Raw genomic sequence first — 12,274 nt, forward strand, 5'->3', positions numbered from 1 at the left:
CTCAACCTCTCATCCCTCCCGCATGCTATTCCTTTATTATATGATAGCACCTTATCTATAATGTAATCTTGTGGTAATAATCCAACAAATGCGGATAGTCTGCCTTACTAGGTGCATAAGCTAATAAGACTTGATCTTTTTTATTGAGATTTTTCTCAATGACACTTTTTCATAGAGGCATTTCTTATACACAACTCTTTTGCCATCGTTTGATGAAACTGTATTAGTTGTGAAATTCTAAATCTGCACATTCAATGGTAGATATTATTACTCACTCGAAAAATGATATTTTTCCCTCAACGCTGAATGGATGATGTCTATCGTTAAATATTCTTGTACGATTTGTTTTCTCAATTCGTCTTGGATGTTTCCTTTTTTCTTTAACCCTATTTCAGGACTCAAAAGATTTTTAACAACCGAAAAAGTTAAAGATTATCAAAGAATAAAATTCTACCGCTTTTATTAATACTTTAGCAGCGCCTATAAATAAAGATGTATTATGATCTCAATAAATTAAATGATTATTGTATGAGGAAAATTTTTGGCATTTTCATTGCATGTCTTCTTGTTTTGCCAGTGGCAGGAAAGCCATTAGCAACAAACAACAGTAGCGAGACGGTACTCCGTCACACACTAAAGAACGGGTTGCAGGTTGTGATTATCAGAAATCCACTTGCGCCGGTAGTGACAACCGAGATGAATTATCTTGTGGGCTCTGATGAAGCGCCGGAAGGATTCCCTGGCATGGCACATGCGCAGGAACACATGATGTTCCGCGGTTGCCCGGGACTCTCTGCCGACCAATTAGCGGATATTACCGCGGCTATGGGAGGTGATTTCGATGCAGATACACAGCAAATGGTTACGCAGTACTATTTCACAGTTCCCGCAGAAGACCTGGATGTCGCACTGCACATTGAAGCCATCCGCATGAAAGGCGTAATGGATAGTCAGGAACTGTGGAGCAAAGAGCGCGGAGCCATTGAACAGGAAGTGGCCAGCGACCTGTCGAATCCACAGTATGTATTTTACAAAAAACTCCTGGCAGAGATGTTTAAAGGAACGCCCTATGCCCATGACGCATTGGGAACCCGTCCTTCCTTTGACAAAACGACAGGGGCCATGCTCCAGAAGTTCCATAACGACTGGTATGCTCCCAACAACGCTATTCTAGTGATTGTGGGGAGGGTTGACCCAGAGAAAACACTTGCCGAAGTGGAACAGTTGTATGGAGATATTCCTTCCAAAACACTCCCGTCGCGCCCGGTATATAATTTTCAACCATTAAAAGCAGACACACTCCACCTGACAACAGATTTACCCTACGGACTTGACATTATATCATACAGGATGCCGGGCATTGATAGTCCTGACTATGCAGCAGCCCAGGTTTTATCGGATGTATTGTCGAATCATCGCAGCAGCCTGTATTCCCTGATTCCTGAAGGAAAAGCGCTCTACACAGGCTTTTCGATGAACGGATTGCGTAAAGCAGGGATCGGATTCAGTCTGGCGGTTTTCCCAAAAGGCGCCGATTCAAATAAATTACTTTCAGAAGTCTCTTCCGTACTGGCTTCGGAACTCAAAAACGGCGTAGATCCTGATTTAGTTGCCGCTGCAAAGCGGGATGAGATTTCTTCGTTCGAATTTCAGAAAAACTCCGTATCGGGGCTGGCATCCGTATGGTCGCAGGCTCTTGCAATCGAAGGACATCAATCGCCTGCCGAAGATTTGGACGCTATCAAGAAAGTTACGGTTGACGATGTGAATCGTGTTGCCCGGGAATACCTGAATCCCGATCATGCCATTTTTGTGATTTTGACGCCTCAGTCTTCCGGGAAACCAATTTCCCAAAAAGGATTCGGCGGGAAAGAATCTTTTGCCCCCAAAAATCCTAAAGCAGTGGAACTCCCCGTTTGGGCTGAAAACGCGATGGGCAGACTTTCCATACCAAAATCCCTTGTAAACCCGGTGGTATCTACCTTGCCCAACGGCATCAAACTGATTGTTCAACCGGAACAAATAAGCAACACGGTGAGCATTTACGGCAGCATCAAAAGCAAACCCGACCTGCAAACCCCCAAAGGAAAAGAAGGTGTAGATGACGTGCTCAACCAGTTGTTTGAATATGGATCAACAACGTTAAACCGGATTGAATTCCAGAAAGCCCTTGATGATATCGGTGCCGACGAATCGGCCGGGAGCAGTTTCTCGCTCGACGTCTTAGCCGATCATTTCGACAAGGGAGTTCAGTTATTAGCCGACAATGAGTTACATCCTGCCTTCCCCGAGCAAGCCTTTATGATTGTTCAGCATCAAACAGCCGCTACAGTTGCCGGCCAGTTGCAAAGCCCCGATTATCTCTTTGGAAGAGCCATCCGCAAATCTTTATTACCCAAAGAAGATCCGGCTCTTCGCGAAGAAACACCAACGTCTGTCATGTCTCTTAGCATGCATGACATCACGGATTACTATCAGCATGTTTTCCGTCCCGACATGACCACTATCGTTGTGATCGGCAATATTAATCCCGAGAAAGCCAAAGAAGTAATTGAAAAATATTTCGGTGAATGGAAGGCAACAGGACCAAAACCCAATGTAGAATTCTCTCCTGTACCTTTAAATAAAACAGCAGTAGTGAATGTTCCGGATGCAAGCCGCGTACAAGACAAAGTGATTCTTGCGGAAAATCTTGCTATTACACGTTCAAATCCTGACCGTTATGCACTCGACGTTGCCAATCACGTACTGGGAGGCGCTTTCTATGCTACTCGCCTCTATCGTGATCTCCGCGAGAATGCAGGATTGGTCTATTATGTAGGTTCATCGTTTGATATTGGGAAACATCGTTCAGACTATGAAGTAAACTTTGCCTGCGATCCGCCCAATGTTTCCAAAGCCAAGGTGATCATTACAAAAGATTTGAAGCAAATGCAACAGTCCAATGTGACCCCGAAAGAATTGCGTCAGGCAAAATCGTTGCTTTTACGTGAAATCACACTTTCGGAATCAAGCATGAATGCTATCGCACGGGGGTTGCTCAACCGTTCCCTCGAAGACTTACCATTGAATGAACCTACCATTGCGGCTCAGCACTACGTATCGCTATCGGCAGATCAGGTCAGGGCGGCCTGTGCAAAATGGATCAATACGGCTAACCTGATTCAGGTCTCTGAAGGACCAACCCCAAAGTAAACCATTAAAAGAAGAGGCTGTTTCGCAGAGAGACAGCCTCTTCTTTATGAGAAGGAATGAAGGACTGAAGGCAAACAACAAGTCTAAAATCTAAAGGCAAACAACAGGTCAAAAGTCAAATGTCAATCTGTTATTCAGTCATTCGCGCCCTACCCCTAAATCCCCTGAATGAGCCTAAAAGGACCTGAAATGAAAAAAGTTAGCTAAAACAACAGATTGAAAATTCTTTCCGAAGTATGAGATAAATCTACTTAATTGAGCAAGAGAAACAGCCCAAGGGGGTTGGAAGTAATAAATTGAAGGTTTAAGGGCTCCAGCTTTCCTGACTTCTCAGTTTCTTTAACTTCAGTTATTCTGTCATTTATTTGTCCATTTCGTCATCTATTGCTATTTTTGTCTGTTGTGCGGCAAAGAATGCACATTTAAAAAAAACATACCATTTCAAGCTATGGCAAAAACAAAATCCGTTTATGTTTGTCAGGAATGCGGAGCGGAAGCAGCAAAATGGATTGGCCGTTGTCCAGCCTGCGGAGCATGGAACAGTTATGTAGAACAGGTTATACATAAAGAACCCGCATCCAAACAAGCAGGATATATTTCACACGAGTCATCTCCCTCCAAACCAGTACGCATCGAATCGGTCGAGATGACCCACGAAGAACGGATTGACACCAAATCAGATGAATTTAACCGTGTGCTTGGTGGAGGTTTAGTACCCGGATCCCTTGTGCTTATCGGAGGAGAACCCGGTATCGGGAAATCCACGCTTGCCCTTCAGGTAGCCTTGTCAATGGCGGACAAACGCATCTTATACGTTTCCGGTGAAGAAAGCGTCAAACAATTGAAGTTACGATCGGATCGGCTTGACAAACCTTCATCGGATTGTTTTGTTGTTAGCGAAACATCACTGGAGCAAATTTTTGTGCATATCCGAAACATAGAGCCAGAAGTCGTCATTATTGATTCCATACAGACCATTTCCACGGAATGGGCAGAATCATCTCCCGGCAGCATCACGCAAGTACGCGAATGTGCGGCAGCATTGCTGCGGTTTGCAAAAGAATCGACCATCCCGGTTTTACTCATCGGGCATATTACCAAAGAAGGCACCATAGCCGGGCCCAAAGTATTGGAACATATCGTCGATACGGTTTTACAGTTTGAAGGAGACCAGCATTATATGTACCGCATCCTGCGGGCAAACAAAAACCGCTTCGGAAGCACTTCCGAGCTCGGGATCTTCGAAATGCAACATAACGGATTGCGCGAAGTCTCCAATCCATCTGAATTGCTATTGTCTCAACATCATGAAGGATTAAGCGGTGTAGCCATTGCTGGTGCTATAGAAGGAATACGCCCTTTCCTGATTGAAGTGCAGGCACTGGTAAGCACAGCGGCTTACGGGACTCCACAACGATCGGCTACCGGATTTGATGTACGGAGGATGAACATGTTGCTTGCTGTCCTGGAAAAGCGGGCGGGATTCCGGTTAGCACAGAAAGATGTATTTCTCAACATTGCCGGCGGACTGAAAGTAAATGATCCGGCCATTGACCTGGCCCTGATGGCAGCTGTGTTATCATCCAACCTGGACATAGCAATCGAAAAAGGCATTTGTATGGCTGGCGAAGTAGGTCTCTCTGGAGAGATCCGCCCGGTTACCCGTCTTGAACAACGTATTATGGAAGCAGAAAAACTTGGCTTCCACCAGATCCTTATTCCTGATTTTCATCCCAAACGGGGAGAACGCCGCCTGACCAACATACAAATCACCTCTGTCAGGAAAGTAGAAGATGCCTTTCGGGTTTTATTCGGACAATAAAACCCGAATTAGGGCTCAGAACTTCACTGCAGCATGCATGATTAGCATTCATAATTTGAAAAACATTAAAGGCCACTTTCTTTTTGCATGTTAAATCTTTATAAATCAACACTATAATATAAATACGACAAATCTATTGAAGATTATCCAAACAGAATCATATCAAACATAACTATTTTAGCATGTAACAAACAAACTTTTAAATCGGGATACGAATATTTAAAATGCTTTTGACTAAGTACTTATAGACGAACAAATAAAAATTACTCTTAACAGCTTTCTGTTATACCAATATTCAATTATTCGCCTCCTTAATATTCAACAAAGGATCGTGACAGGATTCAATCACCCATAACCCTCTTTTTATTCATTCACAACATTATACACCGACATAACACAGAAAAGACAAAAAAAATCAGGTTTTTTTCAAATTCTCTTCTAACTGACATAAAAAAAATTGCTATATTTGCATCGCAAAAAACGGGGCTTACATGGCGTTGCAAAGTGCGACAACAAGCAGGTTTAAGCATAATGAAAGGATGATTGCGGAAATAGCTCAGTTGGTAGAGCACGACCTTGCCAAGGTCGGGGTCGCGGGTTCGAGTCCCGTTTTCCGCTCAAAAGCTGCCCGAATGGTGGAATCGGTAGACACGCAGGACTTAAAATCCTGTGGCCATTGCGGCTGTGTGGGTTCAAGTCCCACTTCGGGTACTTTATCGAAGGGTTTACATGGATATGTAAGCCCTTTTTTTGATGCTTTTGTTTCACGTAAAATTTAATTTCTAATTATATTGTATTAACTTTGAACTTTCTTATTCAGAACGACAATCTGCAATAAATCAGCGAAAAAGTATCCTTGAAATAAAATTTATAAACATCATTCCCTATGCCGTTAGGACAGAATTACAAAGTATTTTCGGGGACAAACAGTAGGTATCTTGCCGAAAAAATTTGTCAAAGTTTAAATTGTGACTTAGGTAAAATGACTACTACCCGTTTTGCGGATGGTGAATTTGCTGTCTCCTTCGAAGAATCCATTCGAGGATCGTACGTGTTTTTAGTACAATCCACATTTCCACCTTCCGACAATTTAATGGAATTATTACTTATGATTGATGCAGCCAAGCGTGCTTCGGCGTACAAAATCATTGCTGTAATTCCTTATTTTGGCTGGGCGCGTCAAGATCGTAAAGATAAGCCACGCGTTTCGATCGGAGCAAAACTGATTGCAGATCTCCTCAGTGTAGCCGGAGTTGACCGGGTGATTACCATGGATTTGCATGCAGATCAAATCCAGGGCTTTTTTAATGTTCCTGTCGACCACCTTTATGCTTCAACCATTTTTGTTCCTTACATTAAATCGCTGAATATCGATAATCTTGCCATTGCGTCTCCTGATGTCGGCGGATCAAAACGTGCCGGATCTTATTCAAAACATCTTGAAGTTCCTATGGTATTATGTTATAAACTGAGAGAAAAGGCTAACGAGGTAAGCGAAATGAAAATCATAGGAAAAGTAAACGGCAAGAATGTTATTATTGTAGATGATATGGTAGACACTGCCGGGACACTAACGAAAGCTGCCAGCTTAATGATGGAGTATGGAGCAAAGTCTGTAAGAGCTTTGGTTACACATGCCATTATGTCTCCTCCGGCGACACAGCGTATCACCGAATCCGTACTTTCAGAAATTATTAGTACAGACTCTATTCCCAATATACATGAATGTCCTAAAGTACAGATTCTTTCCATCGCGGATCTATTTGCAGACACTATTCTAAAAGTCTTTAATAACGAATCTATTAGTAGTCAATATTTGCTCTAAATAATCATTATTTTTTACAGAAATAGATTAAATAGATTTCCAAAAAGAAGGCCAGCTCAAATAAAAAAGCTAATTTTACTACCAAAAGTACGATAAATAAACACTTAATATTACGATATATACTATGGACACTAACGATGACGAATTACTTGAATTTGATGATGAACAAGCTATTGCTTACATCTTAAATTACATTCCTCAGGATCTGAAATCCAAACTGAGTGAAGACGATATCTCATATTTTTTGGACGTAATTTATGAATATTACGATTCAAACGGATATATCGACGAAAATTCTGTAGAAGAAACGACCATTGATGAAGAGGCGATGATGGATTTTATCATGAAAACTATTCGAAAAGAAAAAATCATCTCCCTGACAGAAGACGAAGTTCAACTTCTATTGGAAGCCGAATATCAGTATGGTAAATCAATTGGTATATACGACGAAGAATAACAGGTTTTTATCGCACATCATCATCTTTTAATCAACTTTTTTATATGCAAACAACTTCATTACAAAATCGAACTGCAAATAATATTCGAATTTTAGCTGCCAGCATGGTAGAAAAAGCAAAGTCAGGACACCCAGGTGGAGCTATGGGTGGAGCCGATTTTATCAACATTTTATTTAGTGAATTTCTTGTTTTTGATCCAGCAGATCCGCAATGGGAAACCCGTGACCGCTTTTTCCTTGATCCAGGACACATGTCTCCGATGCTTTACAGTGTTCTCGCGTTGACAGGGAAATACACCATGGATGATTTAAAACAATTTCGTCAATGGGGCAGTATAACTCCTGGTCATCCCGAAAAAGATGTTATGCGCGGAGTTGAAAATACATCGGGACCATTAGGACAAGGACATACCATGGCAATCGGAGCCGCTATTGCAGAACGCTTTTTGGCAACTCGTTTTGGAGAATGGATGAGTCATAAAATTTATGCCTTTATTTCGGATGGTGGCGTACAGGAAGAGATATCGCAAGGAGCCGGACGCGTAGCCGGGACATTGGGACTGCATAACTTAATCATGTTTTACGACTCAAATAATATTCAATTATCCAGTAGTGTAAACGTGGTAAGTGCTGAAGACACCGCAAAAAAATATGAAGCCTGGGGATGGAATGTTATTAAAATTGATGGTAACGACGCAGATCAAATCCGTAAGGCATTAAAATCTGCCCAACAAGAAACTCAAAGGCCAACCATTATCGTTGGGGCTACCATTATGGGGAAAGGTGCACTTACAGCTGATGGTAAAAATTATGAAAATCAATGTGCTACACATGGCATGCCATTAGGAGAAGCAGGTGCTTCCTTCGAAAATACAATTAAAAATTTAGGTGGAGATCCTGAAAATCCGTTTACTATATTTCCTGAAACTGCCGAATTATATGCACAACGCATGAAAGAACTGGCTCAAATTGCAGCTCAGCGCAAAACAGCTCAGGCAGAATGGGAAAAAGCAAATCCGGCATTAGCACAAAAATATAAATCATTCTTCTCGAATGAAGCTCCTACAGTTGATTATGCAGCTATTGTCCAAAAACAAGATCAGGCGACACGTGCCGCGTCGTCAACAGTGTTAGCTACTTTGGCTACAACTGTTGAAAACATGATCGTGGCCTCTGCTGACCTTTCCAATTCCGATAAAACGGATGGATTTTTGAAAAAGACAAAAGCTTTTGCAAAAGGAGATTTTTCAGGATCTTTTTTCCAGGCTGGCGTGAGTGAATTAACCATGGCTGCCATCATGAACGGTATGGCATTGCATGGCGGGGTCATTCCTGCATGTGGAACTTTCTTCGTTTTTTCCGACTATATGAAACCTGCCGTTAGAATGGCAGGCTTGATGGAACTTCCTGTGATCTTTATCTGGACACACGATGCATTTCGTGTCGGAGAAGATGGGCCAACACATCAACCTGTTGAACAGGAAGCTCAAATCCGTTTGATGGAACAATTGAAAAACCATAATGGGAAAAACAGTATGTTGGTATTACGTCCGGCAGACGCTGACGAGACAACTGTTGCATGGAAACTTGCTTTAGAAAACCGTCATTCACCCACCGGATTGATTCTTTCACGACAAAATATTAAAAATATCGTCACCGAAAATGGATATCAAAACGCTCTTCAGGAAGCACGTGGTGCTTATGTAGTACGGACAGCAAAAAACAATCCTACTGTTGTGTTAATTGCAAATGGATCGGAAGTAGCAACACTGTTAGCTGCAGTTCCTTTGCTCGAAGAAAAAGGGATTGACCCACAAGTAGTTTCAGCACCTTCCGAAGGTCTATTCTTTCAACAGGATGCCGCTTATCGCCAAGCTGTAATTCCGTCAAACATACCTGCATTCGGACTGACAGCGGGACTGCCATCCACTCTGCAAAGACTGGTTGGAGCAAATGGTGTGGTTTTTGGATTGGATCATTTTGGATTTTCAGCTCCTTTCAAAGTATTGGATGAAAAATTTGGGTTTACATCTCAAAATGTAGTTGAACAAGTCGTCAAATTACTTGAAAAATAGGATGTTTGGCTATTCTAATGTCATTAAGGTATTGAAAAACAAATAAGATTATAATCATAAAATTCATTCATCACCGTAAAATATAGCATTCAATATGAGTACCATGAAGACATTATTCATTCGTAACTCATAAACTCAATAAATCATTATGTTCAAAGCTAAATCTATAACAAACGATATTTATTATGTTGGCGTCAACGATCGACAAAAGTTGATGTTTGAGAACCAAATTCCGCTTCCTTTTGGCGTTTCTTATAACTCGTATGTCATTGTAGATGAAAAAATAGCTCTCATCGATACGGTAGAAATTCCATTTGCTGAAATTTATATCGACAAATTATTAGATGTTTTGCGAGGGCGCAGTGTGGATTATTTGATAATCAATCATATGGAACCGGATCATTCAGGATCAATCCGTGCTATCAAAAGATTATTCCCTGATGTGAAGATAATTGGCAATGCCCGCACGTTTAAAATGTTAGCCGGGTATTACGGCATTGAAGACGGTCTAATGGAAGTCACGGATGGTTCTACAATATCATTAGGAAAACATGAATTGAAATTTTTTCTGACACCAATGATCCATTGGCCGGAAACGATGATGACCTATGATGCAAGTGATAAAGCGATCTTTACCGGCGATGCATTTGGAGCTTTCGGAGCATTGGATGGAGGTGTTGTCGATGCTGATTTAATGGTTAATAAATATCTGGATGAATTTGATCGTTATTTTTCGAATATAGCAGGAAAATATGGATCTCCTGTGCAAAAGGCATTAGAAAAGATGCATTCAGTGCAGATTGATTATATCTGCCCGACACATGGACCAGTTTGGCGTGAACAGATTCCGAAAATTATTGATATGACCAATAGTCTCAGTCGTTATGAAGGAAAACGCGGAGTCGTCATTGTCTATGCAAGCATGTATGGTAATACCGAACAGATGGCTGAAGCTATTGCAGAAGGGCTTTCAGAATCAGGAGAAAAAAATATCATGATTTATGATGTCGCTAAAACAGATGCATCCTTCATTCTGACGGATATTTTCAGATACGACAGGCTTGTAATGGGTAGTCCCACATACAATAACGGACTATTCCCTGAAATGGCATCTTTCCTTCTCAAAATTGAAAATAGAGATATCAAACATCGTAAATTTTCCTATTTTGGATCTTCCACGTGGTCAAACGCGACTATGCGTATTTTTGCAGCATTTGCTGAAAAGATGAAATGGGAGGTCATTGGAACTGCTGTGGAAGAGCAACAAAGCCTTAAAGAAAATGCATACAAAGCTTGTATTGCATTAGGCAAAGAACTTGCCAAGGCATGAAAATAATATAACCTTCAAAATCTCGAGAAATATGAGACTAATCATTGAACAGGACTATTTACAAATGTCGCAATGGGCAGCTAATTATATTGTTTCAAAAATCAAAGAAGCAAATCCTACGGCTGAAAAACCTTTTGTATTGGGTTTGCCAACCGGATCAACGCCCATAGGCACCTATCAGGCACTAATCGACCATTATAAAGCAGGAAGAATTTCTTTTCAGCATGTGATCACTTTCAATATGGATGAATATATTGGACTTTCGGCAGATCATCCGCAAAGTTATCATACTTTTATGTGGACAAATTTTTTTAGCCACATTAATATCCAATCCCAAAATGTCAATATTTTAAATGGTATGGCATCTGATATTGCGGCAGAATGTCAACGCTATGAAGATAAAATAAAAGCAGTTGGAGGCATTGATTTGTTTCTGGGAGGGATTGGCGCTGATGGACATATTGCTTTCAATGAGCCCTGCTCGTCGCTCTATTCACGCACACGCGACAAAGAGTTGACAATGGACACCATGATTGCAAATTCCAGGTTTTTCAACAATGATGTCAATCAGGTACCTAAGGCAGCCCTTACAGTAGGTGTTGGTACTATTATGGACGCGAAAGAAGTGCTGATTCTGGTTAACGGTCATAACAAGGCAAGAGCTTTAAATCATGCTGTTGAAGAAGGAGTGAATCATAAATGGACAATCAGCATGTTGCAGCTTCACCCTAAAGGAATAATTGTATGCGATAAAGCAGCATGCGATGAACTGACGGTTGGAACCTACAATTATTTTTTGGATATTGAGAGTAAAAACCTTGATCCCGCTTCTTTATTGAACAACTAATAGCTGAAACATTATTTTGTTTTCAAAATCAATAAAGGGAATTCGTGGAAATGTTTCTGCTAATTCCCTTTATTATTTGATATAATGCAAAATTTCACCGGGGGTATGAACAAATGAAACGGCTCCAAGCGCTTCCAGTTCAGATTGCGGACGGAATCCCCATAAAACGCCCACAAAAGATAATCCGGCATGTTTAGCGGTTAACACATCTACGCCTGAATCGCCAACATATAAAGTATTAACTTTTGAAACAGCAGTTTGCTCCATAATAGATAGTAAAATAGACGGATCAGGTTTAACAGGGAAACCTTCTCTTTGTCCCAAAACAGCTGCAAAATGAACAGATGGGAAAAAGTGATTGACAACACGCTCCGTCGCAAGCTGCACCTTATTAGAAGCTACAGCAAGCTGAATTCCTTTTTGTTGCAACGTATATAATACTTCAGGAATGCCTTGGTATGGTCTGGTTAAATCCTCTGAGTGAGGAATATAATGAATCATAAAATCCTGTCTAACCCGCTGAATTATTTCAACATTCTTCTGGTCATCAGGCAATGATCGTTCAATCAACTTTGTAATACCATTGCCCACAAAATAACGATAAGTTTCTATATCGTGTAATGGGAATCCATTTTTCTGTAAAGCATAATTCACACTATTCCCTAAATCATGAATGGTATCGAGTAATGTTCCATCCAAATCAAAAATCACCAATTCTGTCAT

At 41.0% G+C, this 12,274-nt stretch carries 8 protein-coding genes and 2 tRNA genes; 9 read left to right on the forward strand and 1 reads right to left on the reverse strand.

The genetic code is table 11. The features are described from left to right. The first annotated feature begins 528 nt into the window (after window positions 1-528). The 9 genes from FHX64_RS03990 (at window position 529) to nagB (ending at window position 11,551) form a co-directional block, all read left to right on the forward strand. The gene (locus FHX64_RS03990; RefSeq protein WP_183412532.1) at window positions 529-3,195 is read left to right on the forward strand and encodes a M16 family metallopeptidase; all 2,667 of its coding nucleotides are present in this window, start codon (window positions 529-531) and stop codon (window positions 3,193-3,195) included. A gap of 448 nt (window positions 3,196-3,643) precedes the next feature. Beyond that, a complete protein-coding gene (radA, locus tag FHX64_RS03995) occupies window positions 3,644-5,017 on the forward strand; it encodes a DNA repair protein RadA (protein WP_183412533.1) in 1,374 nt (457 codons plus the stop codon). A gap of 545 nt (window positions 5,018-5,562) precedes the next feature. Further along, window positions 5,563-5,635: transfer RNA gene (locus FHX64_RS04000), tRNA-Gly, on the forward strand. Window positions 5,636-5,643: 8 nt separating this feature from the next. Further along, window positions 5,644-5,728, forward strand: a tRNA-Leu gene (locus tag FHX64_RS04005). Window positions 5,729-5,903: 175 nt separating this feature from the next. Further along, on the forward strand, window positions 5,904-6,842 hold the full coding sequence (locus tag FHX64_RS04010) for a ribose-phosphate pyrophosphokinase (RefSeq protein WP_183412534.1): 939 nt from the start codon (window positions 5,904-5,906) through the stop codon (window positions 6,840-6,842). A 124-nt stretch (window positions 6,843-6,966) separates the two neighbouring features. Beyond that, window positions 6,967-7,299: a hypothetical protein gene (locus FHX64_RS04015; RefSeq protein ID WP_183412535.1), complete on the forward strand. Its 333-nt coding sequence runs from the start codon at window positions 6,967-6,969 to the stop codon at window positions 7,297-7,299. Between the two features lie 44 nt (window positions 7,300-7,343). Next, window positions 7,344-9,374 (forward strand): transketolase family protein, encoded by a 2,031-nt coding sequence (locus FHX64_RS04020; RefSeq protein WP_183412536.1) that lies wholly within the window; start codon window positions 7,344-7,346, stop codon window positions 9,372-9,374. A gap of 148 nt (window positions 9,375-9,522) precedes the next feature. Then, on the forward strand, window positions 9,523-10,704 hold the full coding sequence (locus FHX64_RS04025) for an FprA family A-type flavoprotein (protein ID WP_183412537.1): 1,182 nt from the start codon (window positions 9,523-9,525) through the stop codon (window positions 10,702-10,704). 31 nt (window positions 10,705-10,735) lie between these two features. After that, on the forward strand, window positions 10,736-11,551 hold the full coding sequence (gene nagB / locus FHX64_RS04030; RefSeq protein WP_183412538.1) for a glucosamine-6-phosphate deaminase: 816 nt from the start codon (window positions 10,736-10,738) through the stop codon (window positions 11,549-11,551). Window positions 11,552-11,623: 72 nt separating this feature from the next. On the opposite strand, the gene FHX64_RS04035 is transcribed toward nagB, so the two are convergent. Further along, entirely contained in the window at window positions 11,624-12,274 is a 651-nt protein-coding gene (locus FHX64_RS04035; RefSeq protein ID WP_183412539.1) for an HAD family hydrolase, read from the reverse strand.

Source organism: Microbacter margulisiae, from assembly GCF_014192515.1.
In the GTDB taxonomy this organism is placed as follows: Bacteria; Bacteroidota; Bacteroidia; order Bacteroidales; family Paludibacteraceae; genus Microbacter; species Microbacter margulisiae.

Bases quoted from the DNA above. Each gene is read 5' to 3' on its own strand.
- FHX64_RS04035 (WP_183412539.1), bottom strand. From the start codon at position 12,274: ATGACAGAATTGGTGATTTTTGATTTGGATGGAACATTACTCGATACC.
- FHX64_RS04020 (WP_183412536.1), top strand. From the start codon at position 7,344: ATGCAAACAACTTCATTACAAAATCGAACTGCAAATAATATTCGAATT.
- radA (WP_183412533.1), top strand. From the start codon at position 3,644: ATGGCAAAAACAAAATCCGTTTATGTTTGTCAGGAATGCGGAGCGGAA.
- FHX64_RS04015 (WP_183412535.1), top strand. From the start codon at position 6,967: ATGGACACTAACGATGACGAATTACTTGAATTTGATGATGAACAAGCT.
- nagB (WP_183412538.1), top strand. From the start codon at position 10,736: ATGAGACTAATCATTGAACAGGACTATTTACAAATGTCGCAATGGGCA.
- FHX64_RS03990 (WP_183412532.1), top strand. From the start codon at position 529: ATGAGGAAAATTTTTGGCATTTTCATTGCATGTCTTCTTGTTTTGCCA.
- FHX64_RS04025 (WP_183412537.1), top strand. From the start codon at position 9,523: ATGTTCAAAGCTAAATCTATAACAAACGATATTTATTATGTTGGCGTC.
- FHX64_RS04010 (WP_183412534.1), top strand. From the start codon at position 5,904: ATGCCGTTAGGACAGAATTACAAAGTATTTTCGGGGACAAACAGTAGG.